This window comes from Achromobacter sp. JUb104, assembly GCF_024806975.1.
GTDB classification, from domain to species: domain Bacteria; phylum Pseudomonadota; class Gammaproteobacteria; order Burkholderiales; family Burkholderiaceae_B; genus Achromobacter; species Achromobacter spanius.
In genome coordinates, this window is the sequence record NZ_JANUEY010000002.1 from 537,690 (window position 1) to 551,496 (window position 13,807).

The window sequence follows — 13,807 nt, forward strand, 5'->3', positions numbered from 1 at the left end:
TCCCAACGTAATGGCGAACTTATCGCGCCAAAGGAAAAACCTATAGGCGCATAGGAAAGCAGTATTTGAATTGATCTGACCGCCTGCCTAGCATGGGTCCGCACGCATCACACACAAAAAAGTTCGCGCCAAGCGCGTCAATTCAGGGGAAACCGATGTTCGACCACAGTAAAGCCCGTTCGGCCCGTTGCCTGCGCGCGGTCCTTGTCAGCGCGCTGGCCTTTATCGGGCACGCAGCCCATGCCCAGCCTGCCTATCCCGACCATCCCGTCCGGTTGATCGTTCCGCAATCCGCGGGATCCGGGGCCGACGTGGTCGCCCGCTTGTTAAGCGAGAAGATGGCAAGCGCCCTGGGCGCCTCTGTCGTCGTCGAAAACAAGCCCGGCGCGAACGGCATTGTGGCCACGTCTTATGTGGCCAAGGCGCCCGCCGACGGCTACACGCTGCTGTTGGCGGGTGTGTCCCAGATGAGCTTCAACCCTAAGCTGTACAAGAGCCTGCCCTACGACGCGAACAAGGACTTCACCTACATCGCACCGGTGGTCGACACGCCCTTCGTCCTGGTCGCTCGAAAGAACAGCCCCTACAAGAATCTGCCGCAGTTGCTGGCCGCCGCCAAGGCCACGCCCGACAGCATCACGTTCGCCAGCGCCGGGGCCGGCAACTCCACCCACTTGTCGACCGAGATGATCGCGGCAGGCGCCGGCATCAAGTTGCGGCACGTGCCCTACAAGGGCTCCGGCCCGGCGCTGAATGCCGTGATCGGCGGACAGGTCGACGTCATGACCAGCGTGCTGGGTTCCGCGTTGCCGCAGATCGAAGCGGGCAATGTGATTCCGTTGGCGATCCTGGCCGAACAGCGGGCCAGCGACCTGCCCAATGTGCCCACCTTGAAGGAAGCGGGCATACAAGCCCCCGCCATGCCGGGTTGGTTCGCCTTGGTCGGCCCGGCGGGCACCGACGGCGCCATCGTGAGCAAGCTGAACGGGGCGATCCAGGCCGCCATTGCCGACCCGGCCGTCAACAAGCGGCTGAAGGACCTGTACTTCGTTCCGATGACAGGAAGCGCCGACGCGATGCGCGCCCGGGCAGAGAACGACGCCAAGGTCTGGGGCGAGTTCATTACCAGCACCGGCGTCCAGGTCGATTGACGCTGACGTACCGCGGCCCCGGCCCCTGCCCACGACACCTGGAGATCTCCCATGAAGACGCTATCCCTGCTCGCCGCCATCGCCGGCGCCCTGACGATGCTCTCGCCCGCGCACGCGCAACAGGCCGCGGCTTGGCCAGACAAGCCCGTCCGGATCATCGTGCCGTTCGCGGCGGGCGGTTCGACCGACATCGTGGCACGCAAGGTGGCCCAACGATTGGGCCAACTGACGAACCAGCCGTTTGTCGTCGAAAACAAACCCGGCGCGGGAGGGACGCTGGGAGCCGCCTACGCGCGGGGGCAGCCGGCCGATGGCTATTCCCTGTTCCTGGGCACGGTCAGCACACAATCCGTTGCGCCGTTCCTGTACAAGACCCTGCCCTATGACCCGCTGAAGGACTTTCGAGGGCTGGCGATGATCGCCTCCGTTCCCAACGTCGTTGTCGTCAACAAGGACTTGAAGCTGCACGATCTGAAAGGGCTGATCACCACGGCCAGAAGCAAGCCGGGCGGGCTGACGTATGGGTCCAGCGGCCTGGGTTCATCCAACCATTTGGCAACCGAGGCCTTGCGCGCGAGCCTGGACATTCCCGTGACCCATGTTCCCTATCGAGGCTCCGGCCCCGCCCTGACCGACACGATGGCGGGGCACGTGGACTTCATGCTGGACGTGGCCATGACGTCGTTGCCTTACATCAAGCGTGGCGACCTCAACGCGGTTGCCGTCACGTCCAGGCAACGCCTGGATGTCTTGCCCGACGTGCCTACCGTTGCCGAACAAGGCTTTCCGGACTTTGAAGCGCTGGGATGGTTCGGCCTGTTCGCCCCTGCGCAAACCCCCGAAGACGTGGCCGGCAAAATCGCGGGCCTGGTGCGCCAGGTCGTCACCGAGAAGGACATGACCGCCTACTTCGAAGCGCAAGGCGCCACCGCCAGCGGCGTCACGCTGAAGGACTTCGATGACGTCGTGGCCGCCGACCGCGCCCATTGGGGCAAAGTGGCGGAACTGGCGAAGATCAAGCCTGAATAGCAGGAGGGGCGTGATTACTTTTTCCAGCTTACGCCGGCCCATCGCCCCGTCTCCACCAGGTCGCGCGCCACGTCTATCAAGGTCTGGTGGATGTGGGTGCAGACCACGCTTTTTTCGGTAGACAAGGACATGCAGACCGACACCCTGCGGCTGAACGCCTTGTCTGCAATTGGCGTGGACACGATCCGGTCGGAGTCGGCTTCCGGCCCCACCAGCGCGGAAGAAGGCAGCACGGTCCAGCCTTTGCCCGCGCGTACCAAGCCAAGCAACACAGACACCGCGCTGGTTTCCGCAACCAGCGTCAAGGGCAAGGCGTCGTCCGCGAAAGCCCGCGCGGCCAACACGCGGATCGAATTGGGAAAGCTGGGAAGCACCAGGGGCAGCTCCGCCATGCGCTGGAGCGATATCGCGTCCACACCCAGCGCGGGCCCGACCAGATACAGGTTTTCGACCAGCAGCGGTGTGGTGGTCATGCGAGCGGGCTGCGGCTGGACGTCCATCGCCACCGCGATATCCATGCGGTGCAGGGAAACCGCCACGGCCAGGTCGGCGCTGCTTCCCTCGATCACTTCAAGCAACACCTCCGGATACCGCTGCGCCACCGCTTCAATCAGCGGCACCGCCAGCACGCGAGACGTACTCGTTGGCAGCCCGACCGTGACATGGCCCGCTGGCGTGTCTCGCCCGTGCTTCAACGCGGATTTGGCCTCTTCCACTTGGCGCAGCACCATCTTGGCGTGCCGGTACAAGAGCTTGCCCGCGTCGGTGGCGCGTACTCCGCCCGGCCCCCTGAGCAGCAAGGGGGTCTCAAATTCGCGTTCGAGGTTGGCCACGTGCTGGCTCAAGGACGGCTGTGCAATATGCAAGGTTTCGGCGGCGGCCGTAATGCTTTCCAGCTCGACGATGCGGGTGAAGTACTTGAGTTGTCGGAAATCCATCGGTAATTCCTATATCACGCTCGGATCATATTCAACGATGCCCCCGAACGGGTGCCCGTTGCGCGTAATCCCTAGGAAATTTCAGCGGCACACGCCCAGCGAGCCACATCGCTTTTTCCTATACCGCCATCCACATTGCATATTGGTGCGGTCGATGGTGCGTCAATAACATTGCTCGTTCAGTCGCCGCGGCCCGTGTCCCGCGCATTTTTTTCACCAAGATTCCAAGGAAGTCCATGCCGTCGTACCCGAAAAACGAAGATGTGGCCTGGGTGGTCCCGCCGCAGGCCTACGCGGACACTCGACCCGGGATTTACGCTATCCCAACGCCTCGTTCCTGCTACTTGACGATGCGCGATGGCTGCCGCCTGGCGATTGATATCTATGTCCCGGAAGGCAAGCCCGAACGCGGTGATGATTCGGCGTCCGCGCAGTTTCCCGCCATCGTGCTGTTCACGCCGTACTACCGCCGCTTCAAGCTTCACCCGGACGGGGTCGGCGAATGCGCGCCCAATACCGCCAAGTTCCGGGATTACTTCGTGCCGCGTGGATACGCCGTCGTCGTGATCGACGTGCGCGGCACGGGCGCAAGTTTCGGCACGCGCGACAGCTTCCGCTCGCCGCGCGAACGCGACGACAGCCGCGAAGTGGTGGAGTGGATCGTCACGCAACCGTGGTCCAGCGGCGTTGTGGGCGCCACCGGCATCTCTTACCTGGGGGCCGCCTCTGATTTTCTGGCCAGCACCGGCCACCCAGCGGTGAAGGCCATCGCCCCGCTGTTTTCGGTATGGGACACCTACACCGACAATTACTTTCCGGGCGGCATGCAGCTCAAGGCGCTGACGCAAAGCTACGACGACCTGATGGTCGCCCTGGACCATGACCGACGCGACATGCTGCACCGGTTCGTCTACTACGCAAACCCGCACTTTGAAGGGCCGCAGCCGGTAGACGAAGACCCGGAAGGCGAACTGTTGAAAGCCGCCATCCAGGAACACCTGGGCAACTTTCGCCAGACGGAGTTCATGCCCGAGTTCCGTTTTCGCGAAGACCCCCTGCCCTACGATGCGCAGTTCAGCTCGGCAACGTTCAGCCCCTACAGCCTGGCCGAACAGATTCCGCCTGACGTGGCCGTGCTGTCGGTCTCAGGCTGGATGGACGGCGGCGGCTACATGAATGGCGCTATCTCGCGCTATCTGACCTTGTCGAAAAACCCCAGCCACCTCTTGCTAGGGCCCTGGGACCATGGCGCACGCATTGATGTGTCGCCGTGGCGCACCACGCAGATGGCGGACTTTCCCTGGCTTGCTGAAATTCTGCGGTTCTTCGATCACTATCTGTTGGGCAAGCAAACGGGCCTGGATGCCGAGGCGCCGATCCACTATTACGCGCTGCACTCGGAACAATGGCGAAGCGCCGCGCAATGGCCACCCTACGATCCAGGCAAAGACAGTTCGCTGTACCTGGCCCCCTGCTTGGGGCTTGAGGCGGCTTCGCAACCCGGCCTTTCGCATCAAGCCTATCAAGTGGACTTTTCCATCGGCACCGGCGCAGGCACCCGCTACGAACGCATCGCCGCCATCAACAGCACGGAGTACTACCCAGACTGGCAAGGACGCGGCGACCGCATGTGCAGCTTTACGTCCGCGCCGCTGGACGCGGCGGCCGAATTGGCCGGCCATGCCGTGGCTGACCTATGGGTCAGCAGCAGCGAACCCGACGCCGCCTTGTTCGTCTACTTGACTGAAATCGAGGCCGACGGCACCGAGCGTTATGTGACCGAAGGCCTGTTGCGGCTGCTGCACCGCAAGGTCTCGCCGTGCCCACCGGCATACAAGACAACGTGGCCCTTTCGCACATTCAGCCGGCAGGATGCGCGGCCGCTGACGCCGGGGAAATTCGAGCGTGTCGAGGTTCCTCTCTTGCCCACCGCCTGGCAATTCCAACCGGGCAGCCGCATCCGGGTATCGATAGCCGGGGCGGACAAAGACCACTGCGGGCAGGTTCCTCATGGCCGCCCCCCGGTGTTGAAGATCGGCACGGGCGGCGATCATGCCTCCCGAATCCACCTGCCGCTTGCGCCGGTTCCACCAGGCATCGTCGGCAACGAGGCGAAACCATGACCGCGACGTTCAGCTTGTCTCTATCGGAAATCGACATCCTGCGCGCCGCGCTCTGTCACACACCCTCCGCCCAGGAGCCCGACCCCTTGCTAGGCGCATTGGACCGCATTGCGCAGCGGGCGGTGGGTCACCGTTTGTTCACCGCCTTGCGTTATGACCTGACGGCCGGCACCGCGCATCGCCTGTACAGCAGCGCCCCCGACCGTTATCCGGCCAGCGGAACCAAGTTGATAAGCGCGGCGCCGGCCATGCAGAAAATGCTGGCTACGGGCAAGCCCTTGCTGACGCCCGACGCGGATGCGGTCCGCATCAACTTCCCCGACGCCGACGCCATCTTCGCCTTGAATTGCCAGAGCGTGCTGAACATTCCGGTGTACGGCCGGGGCCGCCTGCTTGGGCAGATCAATCTGTTGCACGCGGCGAATCACTACACGCCCGCGCACACCGATTTCTGCGCGGGCTTGGCGGTCATCGCCGCCACGGCATTCCTCTAATCAGCGGCCCCCGCCCGGCGGCACCGGCGCCCCATCCACCAGGCGCCAGATCCCCAACGGGTTGCCTTGCTGCAAGGCGTCTGGCCGCAACCCATCCGGCAGATCCTGATAGCACACCGGGCGCAGGAATCGGTCGATGGCCGTTGCCCCAACGGACGTGTACATCGCGTTCGACGTGGCCGGGTACGGGCCGCCATGCACCATGGCGTGGCTGACTTCCACGCCCGTGGGAAAGCCATTGGCCAGGATGCGGCCGCACTTGCGTTCCAGCACGCTTAGCAGCATGCGGGCGGCGGCATGGTCGGGCGCGTCCACTTGCAACGTGGCCGTCAACTGGCCTTCCAGATGCTCGGCCACGTCCAGCACTTCTTCCCAGCTTTGGGCGCGCACGATGACGGAGGCGGGGCCGAACATCTCGGCCTGCAAGGCCTCGTTGTCCAAGAGGTTGCGCGCGCGGGTCACGTAGAGCGCGGCCTGTGCGGCATTGGATTGATCGCGCGCGGCACTGCCGTTTGCCACCGTCTCAACGCCCGGCACGGACTGGACCTGCTCGCGGCTGCGGTTGTACGCGGCGCAGATGCCAGGCGTCAGCATGACCTGCGCGGCCTTGGAGGCCAGCGCGTCGCTGGCGGCGGCGATGAAGCGATCCAGCTCCGGCCCATCGATGGCGATGACCAGGCCGGGGTTGGTGCAGAACTGGCCCGCGCCCAACGCCAGCGAATCCACGAAGCCCTGCGCGATGGCCTGCCCGCGCGCAGCCAGCGCGGCGGGCAGCACGAACACGGGGTTGATGCTGCTCATTTCCGCATACACGGGGATGGGTTCGCGCCGCTGGTTGGCAATGTTGACCAGCGCCAGGCCGCCCTGGCGCGAGCCCGTGAACCCCACGGCCTTGATGGCCGGATGCGCGACCAGCGCTTCGCCGATGGTTCGTCCCGCGCCGATCAGCAAGGAAAACACGCCTTCGGGCATGCCCGTGCGTTGCGCGGCCTTTTGCACGGCGCGGCCCACCAGTTCGGACGTGCCCAGATGCGCGCTATGCGCCTTGACGATCACCGGCGCGCCGGCCGCCAGCGCGGACGCCGTATCGCCGCCCGCCACGGAAAACGCCAGGGGGAAGTTGCTGGCGCCGAACACGGCCACGGGGCCTAGCGGAACCTTTGCCTGGCGCAAATCCGCACGCGGCAACGGCTGGCGGTCGGGTTGGGCGGTGTCCACGATGGCGCCCAGAAAGTGGCCGTCGCGCACCACCTGGGCAAACAGGCGCAGTTGCCCGATGGTGCGGCCACGCTCACCCGTCAGCCGCGCCACGGGCAAGCCGCTTTCCTGGTGCGCACGCTGAATCAGCGCGTCACCCAGCGCCAGGATTTCATCCGCGATCGCTTCCAGGAATTCCGCGCGGCGAGCTAGCGGAAGCTGGCGATACGGGTCGAACGCGGCGGCGGCAAGCTTGGCGGCGCGGTCCGCGTCCGTGTGCGTGCCCAGGCCGAAGCGCGGCTCGGGAATCTCTGCGTTCAAGCTCGGGTTGAACGCCTGCTGCGTCCCGGCGGTGCCGCGCACGGCGGCGTGACCGATGAGCATTTCTCCAGTGATCTGCATGATTGAATTCCTTGAATAAAAGTCAGATGGGATGGATGTCGACACGCAGGAATCAGTCGTCCAACGGCTGGCCGCTGCGATCGCGTGCCACCGCCACCGCGATGATCGACACCACCGCGCAGGCCGCCAGGAACAGCACCACGGGCACGTAGCTGCCGCTGTAGTAGGCGATGAGCGCCGTGGCAATCAGCGGCATGGGGCCGCCCACCAGCGCCGCGCCAATCTGATAGCCCAGCGACATGCCGGTGTAGCGGATGGCGGGCGGGAAGGCTTCCGCCAACAAGGTGCCGATCATGGAGCCGTAGCTGGCCCAGATGACCCCAAAGCCCACGGCGATAGCCAGGCCCGCCGCCCACACCGACTTCTGATCCAGCAGCCAGAAGTACGGGAAGATCCACAACAGAAAGGCCACGCTGCCGCCGATGAACACCTTCTTGCGGCCGATGCGATCAGACAGATGGCCGAAGAACAGCATGAACGGAAACGCGATCAAGGCGCAGACCAGCACAATGTTCAGAATGGTCGAACGCGCGAAGCCGTGATCCATCATGTACGAGATGGTGAAGGTGGCGTACAGAAAAAAGGTGGACGTCTCGACGACCTTCGCGCCAATGGCGATCAGCACTTCGCGCCAGTGGTGCTGCAAGGTTTCCTTGAGCGGAATGCGGGCGCTGCTGCGCGTGGCCTGGATCTTCTTGAACGACGGGGTTTCGCCCACGGCGTTGCGGATCCACATGCCCACCATCACCAGCACGATGGAACCCACAAACGGAATGCGCCAGCCCCAGGACTGGAACGCCTCTTCGCTCATGCTGGCGCTAAGCAACGACGTGATGATGTTGCCCAACGCCAAACCCAGCACCGCGCCGGTTTGCGGCACGGCGCCATAGAAGCCGCGCTTTTTGCGCGGCGAATATTCCACGGCCAGCAACACGCCGCCGCCCCATTCGCCGCCCAACGCCAGGCCCTGCATCAGACGCAGCAGCGTCAGCATGATGGGCGCGGCCAGGCCTACCTGCGCGTAGTTGGGCAACAGCCCCATCAGCACGGTCGACAAGCCCATCATCGACAGCGTCATCGCCAGCGTCTTCTTGCGGCCGATGCGGTCGCCGATGTGCGAGAAGATCACGCCCCCAAGCGGGCGCACCAGAAAGGCCAGCGCGAAGGTGGCCAGCGCCAACATCTGGCTGACCAGCGCGTTGTCGCTAGGAAAGAACTGCTTGGCAAAAATAATGGACGACATGGTTCCGTACAGGAAATAGTCGTACCACTCGATGGTGCTGCCCACCGCGCTGCCCATCAGCGCACGGCGGCGCTCGGCATCCGGAACCAGGGTTTCTTTGTCGGCAGCGGCCAGGCTGGGGTTGGAACCCCCAACGGATAGGGTGCTCATGTCTCCACCTATTTGGATTGTTTAGTTGTTTGATTGTTTGAATACATAGCGCCATCCCATGCGGATGCGGGATGGGGCTTCAGGCGCGCACGCCTTACGTCGATGCGCGCAGCATCTCCACGTAGTCGTCGGCGCTGGCGTCGCGCGGGTTGGTGCGGTGGCTGTGGTCGGCCAGCGCGCCCTTCACGATGCGTTCGTAAAGGTCTTCGGTAACGCCCAGTTCGCCCAAGCCCGTCGGCAAATTCAAGGCGCGGCTCTTGTTGGCCAGGGCCTCTTCCACCGACAGCGTTGCCGGCAAGCCCATGGCCTGCGCCAGCCGCGCGATCTTGTCTTCATGCGCCACGGTTTCCGCGCCACGGTTAAAGCGCACCACGGCCGGCAGCAGAATGGCATTGAGCGTGCCGTGATGCAGCTTGGGGTTGATGCCGCCCAGCGAATGGCTCAGGCTGTGCACGCAGCCCAAGCCCTTCTGAAACGCCAGCGCGCCTTGCAAGGACGCGCTCATCATGTTGGCGCGCGCTTGAATATTGCCCGGCTCGTTGACCGCCACTTCAATGTGGCGCCACGCGCGCCACAGGCCGTCCAGCGCAATGCCGTCGGCCGGCGGGTTGAAGGCCGGCGCCAGAAAGGTTTCGATGCAGTGGGCAATGGCGTCCATGCCGGTGGCGGCGGTCAGACCCGCAGGCAAGCCCAGCGTCAGTTCAGGGTCGCAGATGGCAACCTTGGGAATAACGTGGGGCGACAAGATGCCCACCTTGCGCCCATCGTCCAGGATGATGATCGCGCCCCGGCCCACTTCGCTGCCGGTGCCCGCCGTGGTGGGAATGGCGACGATGGGCAGCGTGGCCGCCGTGATGTTCTGCACGCCGCCTTCAATCAAGGCGAACTGGCGCAGCGGGCCTTCATGGCGCGCGGACACCGCCACGGCCTTGGCCAGGTCGATGGAAGAGCCACCGCCCACGGCGATGACGCCGTTGCAATCCGCCTGCTTCAAGCTGGCCACACCCGCGCGTACCGCCGCTTCCGACGGGTTGGGCGGGGTGTCGTTGAACACGGCCAGGTTGGCATGCCCCAGCGCCGACTTCACACGGTCGACGATGCCAACCGCTTCCACGCCCCGATCGGTCACGATCAAAGGTTTGGTAATACCCAGGCGCTCACAGACATCGTGCAGGTCCGCCAGGACCCCGGCGCCGAAGTGAATTTCGGTCACGTAATTGATCAGTGCCATGCTGCCTCTTTTCCTTTAAAACTTGGACCCGATGAGAAGGAACGAGTCTAGGCACGGGCCGCGCTTCAGTACACTGACGACTTTCTATACAGCTATAACTTTTATTTATGGCAAACGTTCCCCCCAGCCTGAATTCAGTCATGTCGCGGCTGCATGCCAAGCAGCTCCGGCTGCTCATCACCATTGAGGAATGCGGCTCGCTGCTGGCCGCCGCCGACAAGATAGGCCTGACCCAGCCCGGCGCCAGCAAAGCGCTGCGCGAGCTGGAGCAGACCTTGCAGGTGGAGCTGTTCGCGCGCACCAACCGAGGGCTGATTCCCACCGAAGCCGGCCTGTGCGCGTTGCGCTTCGCGCGCTTGATCCAGGCGGACATCAACAAGCTGCGGTTTGAACTGGATGCCATCGCCAGCGGCGCGGGCGGCCGCCTGGCCATCGGCACCATCATGGGCGCCGTGCCGCTGCTGACCGATGCTGTCACCCACCTGTTGCGCCAGCAGCCGCGCATGTCGGTGGAAATCGTGGAAGACACCAGCGAGACCTTGCTGGGCCTGATAGAACGCGGGCGGCTGGATGCGGCCATCTGCCGCTCGTCCGTCGGGCGTAATCAGGAGCTGTACGAATCCATCGTCATCAAGCCCGAGTCACTGGCGGTGATTGCCAACGTGCGCCATACGGCGATGGGCGCGGACGCCGTGGAACTACGCGAATTGCAGGACAGCCGCTGGGTGGTCTATCGCGCGCACATGCCGATGCGCCGGCTGCTGGAACGTGAATTCCACGAAGCCGAATTGAATTTCCCGCTGCACCTGATCGAAACCACCTCGGCGCTGGCCACGTTGACATTGCTGAGCCGCAACACGGACCTGGTCGCGCTGGTGTCCGAAGACGTCGCCAACTACTTCTGCCGCAACGGCTTGGTAGGCACGCTGGCCTTGGCGCTGAAGTCGCGCAGCGAGCCGTATGAACTGGTGTTCAGGAAGGGCGCGCCGAAGAGTCCCGCGTTGAGTTTGCTGGTGGAGGCGTTGATGCGCGAGGGGAACGCGGGGGTGGCGTAGGGGTCGTCACGCCGCCCCACCCTGCCGCGCGCCCATCATCGAGCGCGACAGGCGGCTGGCCGTGGAAAGAATGGCTTCTTTATGGCCGAGCAGCACCGCTTCGTTCAAGCGCGAGATCGGGCCCGAGATGCAGATGGCGCCCAGCAAGGTCCAATTGATGCCATAGACCGGCGCCGAAATGCTGGATACCTCGGCGTCACGCTCGCCCAGCGAAATCATGTAGCCCGCGCGCCGCACGGCCTCGTACTCTTCGCCCGCTTCGCCTGAAAACGCCAACAGCACGCGGCCCGGGCTGCCCAAATTCAAGGGCAAGGCCGCGCCCACGCGCACGTGATGGCGAATGGACTTCGGCCCTTCCACGCGCGCCATGCAGATGCGCTGATTGCCCTCGCGCACGTAGAACGTTGCGCTTTCCCCGGTGGCGCCCGACAGCTCTCGCAGTACGGGCTGCACCAGTTCCTGCACGTTGAAGGTGGCCTGATAGCAGGCGCCCAGCCAACCGGCTGCCCGCGCCAAACGCCACGTGCCATCCGAACGCTGCGCCAGGTAGTCGTCCATGGCCAAGGTGCGCGCCAGGCGCAACACCGTGGACCGGTGGCAGCCCGTGCGGCGGCTTAGTTCCGCCAGCGACAGGTGCGCATCATCAATGCCGAACGCTTCCAGGATGCGCATTGCCCGCCTGACCGCGACCACGCCTTCTTCGGGCGCATCGTCCTCGGGGGCATCGTCTTCGGTGACGCGTGCGTCTTTCATGACGTCATCCGTCGCGGCTTCCCGCTTGGTTTTATCCACTTTGCCGCCTTTCTTGCTGCCGCTTTTGCTGTCTTTGGTATCAACCATGGTACGCAACATGTTTCGCTGTACGAACCTAGATTGTATTAGGCGGAACACGATCGCACAATGCGCGGATCAAAACAACGACTGGAGACAAACCATGAAAGTCATTGCGCGCGTGCTGTCTGGCTTGGCGCTTGTTTGCGTGGCGGGGTTGAGCGCCGCCCAGGGCTACCCCGACAAACCCATCCGCCTGATCGTCCCGTTCCCGCCCGGCGGCGGCACGGATGTGCTGGCCCGCGAAGCGGCGCTGAAGGTGGCAAAAAATACCGGCTGGAACATCGTCACCGAGAACCGCCCGGGTTCCGGCGGAAACATCGGCGTGGACAACGTGGCCAAGTCGGCGCCCGACGGCTATTCGCTGGTGCTGGGCCAGACCAGCAACCTGGCCATCAACCCCACGCTGTACGCCAAGCTGCCCTACGACCCCGAGAAAGACCTGACCGCCATCGGCCTGATCGCCGACGCGCCGCTGGTGTTGGTGGTGCCGGCCAATTCCCCGCTGAAATCGTTCGACGACATGATCGCGGCCGCCCGGGCCAAGCCGGAATTGCTGACCTACGCAAGCTCGGGCAACGGCACCGTGGCGCATCTGGCCGCCGTGCAATTGCAGAATGCGGCGGGCATCAAGCTCACCCACATCCCGTACAAGGGCGCGGCCCAAGCTTCCAACGATTTGATTGGCGGGCAGATCGACATGTACCTGTCGTCGGTTCCCACGCTGATCGGCCACATCCGCAACGGCAAGATGCGCGCCCTGGCGGTGACGGCTGCGCAACGCGCGTCCGATCTGCCTGACGTGCCCACCATCGCCGAACGCGGCTATCCCGGGTTTGAAGCCGTGACCTGGTTCGGCCTGGCCGCGCCGGCCGGCGTGCCCAAGGAAATCGTGCAGCGCCTGAATGCGGAATTCAACAAGGCTTTGCAGACCTCGGACCTGAGCCAGAAGTATCAGGAACAGGGCGCGCGCGTGCTGACCGGCACGCCCGAGGACTTCGCCAAGCTGATCCACGACGACCGCATCCGCTGGGGCAAGATCGTGAAGGATTCCGGCGCCCGCGTCGAGTAAGCCCGCATGTCCGTGCCCTACCCCTACTCTGCCGGGCTGACGCCCGCAGCCGTGGCCGTTCCCGACGGCGCCTGCGATTGCCACATCCACGCCTACGATGCGCGCTACCCCGCCGCGCCAGGCGCGCGGCTGTTGCCGCCCGACGCGACGATGCAGCAGTACCGCGCCATCCAGGCCAGGTTGGGCACGCAGCGCGCCGTGTTGGTAACGCCGTCAACCTATGGCGCGGACAACCGAAGCATGTTGTCGGCCCTGGCTGAACTGGGTGGGCAAGCGCGCGGCGTGGCTGTCATCGACGGCTTGGAGACCGACGCGCAACTGCAAGCGCTGCATGCGGCGGGCGTGCGTGGCATTCGGTTCAACCTGTCGCTGGGCGTGGTGAATGCCGTTGCGCAGCTTGAACCGCTGGCCGCGCGCGTGGCGCCGCTGGGCTGGCATGTCCAGCTACTGATGCCGCCAGACCAACTGGTGCAGATCAGCGATGTGCTGGCGCGCCTGCCCACCCCGCTGGTCTTTGACCACATGGCGCGCATTGCGCCGAACCAGGCTGGCGCGCACCCGGCCCACGCCCTGGTCCTGCAATGGCTGGGCGCGGGCCGTGCCTGGGTGAAGCTGTCGGGCGGCTACCTCGTCAGTGAGCAACGCTCGGTGCAAGACCCCGCGCTTGACGGCCTGGCCCGCTCCTTCATCGACGCCAATCCCGATCGCGTGATCTGGGGCAGCGACTGGCCGCACGCCTCGGCATCAGCCGGCATGCAGCCCATGCCCGATGACGCGCGCCAGCTTGAGCGACTGGCCGACTGGACCCAAACGGACACAACGCTGCGCCGCGTCCTTGTGCATAACCCGGCGGCCCTCTACGGCTTTCCGGCATAAAAAAATTCAGGAGAC

General features: G+C 64.6%; 12 protein-coding genes. 7 read left to right on the forward strand and 5 right to left on the reverse strand.

Annotated elements, in window-relative coordinates:
• The first annotated feature begins 155 nt into the window (after positions 1 to 155).
• Together M2361_RS14440 and M2361_RS14445 are read left to right on the forward strand one after the other, a co-directional pair.
• Positions 156 to 1,151, forward strand: coding sequence for a tripartite tricarboxylate transporter substrate binding protein (locus tag M2361_RS14440; RefSeq protein WP_259250001.1), 996 nt, complete (start codon positions 156 to 158; stop codon positions 1,149 to 1,151).
• Positions 1,152 to 1,202: 51 nt separating this feature from the next.
• Positions 1,203 to 2,180, forward strand: a complete 978-nt coding sequence (locus M2361_RS14445; protein WP_259250002.1) for a tripartite tricarboxylate transporter substrate binding protein — start codon at positions 1,203 to 1,205, stop codon at positions 2,178 to 2,180.
• 14 nt (positions 2,181 to 2,194) lie between these two features.
• On the opposite strand, the gene M2361_RS14450 is transcribed toward M2361_RS14445, so the two are convergent.
• Positions 2,195 to 3,118 carry a LysR substrate-binding domain-containing protein gene (locus M2361_RS14450; RefSeq protein ID WP_259250003.1) on the reverse strand — a complete coding sequence of 308 codons (924 nt, stop codon included), beginning with the start codon at positions 3,116 to 3,118 and terminating at the stop codon, positions 2,195 to 2,197.
• A gap of 350 nt (positions 3,119 to 3,468) precedes the next feature.
• Here M2361_RS14450 and M2361_RS14455 point away from each other — a divergent pair, with 350 nt between their 5' ends.
• A complete protein-coding gene (locus M2361_RS14455; RefSeq protein ID WP_259251488.1) occupies positions 3,469 to 5,241 on the forward strand; it encodes a CocE/NonD family hydrolase in 1,773 nt (590 codons plus the stop codon).
• On the forward strand, positions 5,238 to 5,735 hold the full coding sequence (locus tag M2361_RS14460; RefSeq protein ID WP_259250004.1) for a GAF domain-containing protein: 498 nt from the start codon (positions 5,238 to 5,240) through the stop codon (positions 5,733 to 5,735). Before M2361_RS14455 ends, M2361_RS14460 begins: the two co-directional genes overlap by 4 nt.
• Here the strand turns inward: M2361_RS14460 and M2361_RS14465 are convergent, their stop codons facing one another.
• The 3 genes from M2361_RS14465 to M2361_RS14475 all read right to left on the reverse strand — a co-directional run bounded on the left by M2361_RS14465 (position 5,736) and on the right by M2361_RS14475 (position 9,958).
• Positions 5,736 to 7,334: an aldehyde dehydrogenase (NADP(+)) gene (locus tag M2361_RS14465; RefSeq protein WP_259250005.1), complete on the reverse strand. Its 1,599-nt coding sequence runs from the start codon at positions 7,332 to 7,334 to the stop codon at positions 5,736 to 5,738. It lies immediately after the preceding gene.
• A 52-nt stretch (positions 7,335 to 7,386) separates the two neighbouring features.
• The gene (locus tag M2361_RS14470) at positions 7,387 to 8,727 is read right to left on the reverse strand and encodes an MFS transporter (RefSeq protein ID WP_259250007.1); all 1,341 of its coding nucleotides are present in this window, start codon (positions 8,725 to 8,727) and stop codon (positions 7,387 to 7,389) included.
• A 94-nt stretch (positions 8,728 to 8,821) separates the two neighbouring features.
• Complete coding sequence (locus M2361_RS14475; RefSeq protein ID WP_259250010.1) at positions 8,822 to 9,958, reverse strand: iron-containing alcohol dehydrogenase; 1,137 nt, start codon at positions 9,956 to 9,958, stop codon at positions 8,822 to 8,824.
• A 107-nt stretch (positions 9,959 to 10,065) separates the two neighbouring features.
• On the opposite strand from M2361_RS14475, the gene M2361_RS14480 reads away from it, so the two are divergent.
• A complete protein-coding gene (locus tag M2361_RS14480; protein ID WP_404976367.1) occupies positions 10,066 to 11,013 on the forward strand; it encodes a LysR family transcriptional regulator in 948 nt (315 codons plus the stop codon).
• Positions 11,014 to 11,019: 6 nt separating this feature from the next.
• Here the strand turns inward: M2361_RS14480 and M2361_RS14485 are convergent, their stop codons facing one another.
• Positions 11,020 to 11,766, reverse strand: coding sequence for an IclR family transcriptional regulator (locus tag M2361_RS14485; RefSeq protein WP_259251490.1), 747 nt, complete (start codon positions 11,764 to 11,766; stop codon positions 11,020 to 11,022).
• Positions 11,767 to 11,947: 181 nt separating this feature from the next.
• Here M2361_RS14485 and M2361_RS14490 point away from each other — a divergent pair, with 181 nt between their 5' ends.
• On the forward strand, positions 11,948 to 12,916 hold the full coding sequence (locus M2361_RS14490; RefSeq protein WP_259250011.1) for a tripartite tricarboxylate transporter substrate binding protein: 969 nt from the start codon (positions 11,948 to 11,950) through the stop codon (positions 12,914 to 12,916).
• A gap of 6 nt (positions 12,917 to 12,922) precedes the next feature.
• The gene (locus M2361_RS14495) at positions 12,923 to 13,792 is read left to right on the forward strand and encodes an amidohydrolase (RefSeq protein ID WP_259250013.1); all 870 of its coding nucleotides are present in this window, start codon (positions 12,923 to 12,925) and stop codon (positions 13,790 to 13,792) included.
• Positions 13,793 to 13,807: the final 15 nt, after the last annotated feature.

Coding starts and splice junctions, on each gene's coding strand:
- M2361_RS14440 (WP_259250001.1), top strand. CDS start 156: ATGTTCGACCACAGTAAAGCCCGTTCGGCCCGTTGCCTGCGCGCGGTC.
- M2361_RS14445 (WP_259250002.1), top strand. CDS start 1,203: ATGAAGACGCTATCCCTGCTCGCCGCCATCGCCGGCGCCCTGACGATG.
- M2361_RS14450 (WP_259250003.1), bottom strand. CDS start 3,118: ATGGATTTCCGACAACTCAAGTACTTCACCCGCATCGTCGAGCTGGAA.
- M2361_RS14455 (WP_259251488.1), top strand. CDS start 3,469: ATGCGCGATGGCTGCCGCCTGGCGATTGATATCTATGTCCCGGAAGGC.
- M2361_RS14460 (WP_259250004.1), top strand. CDS start 5,238: ATGACCGCGACGTTCAGCTTGTCTCTATCGGAAATCGACATCCTGCGC.
- M2361_RS14465 (WP_259250005.1), bottom strand. CDS start 7,334: ATGCAGATCACTGGAGAAATGCTCATCGGTCACGCCGCCGTGCGCGGC.
- M2361_RS14470 (WP_259250007.1), bottom strand. CDS start 8,727: ATGAGCACCCTATCCGTTGGGGGTTCCAACCCCAGCCTGGCCGCTGCC.
- M2361_RS14475 (WP_259250010.1), bottom strand. CDS start 9,958: ATGGCACTGATCAATTACGTGACCGAAATTCACTTCGGCGCCGGGGTC.
- M2361_RS14480 (WP_404976367.1), top strand. CDS start 10,066: ATGGCAAACGTTCCCCCCAGCCTGAATTCAGTCATGTCGCGGCTGCAT.
- M2361_RS14485 (WP_259251490.1), bottom strand. CDS start 11,766: ATGAAAGACGCACGCGTCACCGAAGACGATGCCCCCGAGGACGATGCG.
- M2361_RS14490 (WP_259250011.1), top strand. CDS start 11,948: ATGAAAGTCATTGCGCGCGTGCTGTCTGGCTTGGCGCTTGTTTGCGTG.
- M2361_RS14495 (WP_259250013.1), top strand. CDS start 12,923: ATGTCCGTGCCCTACCCCTACTCTGCCGGGCTGACGCCCGCAGCCGTG.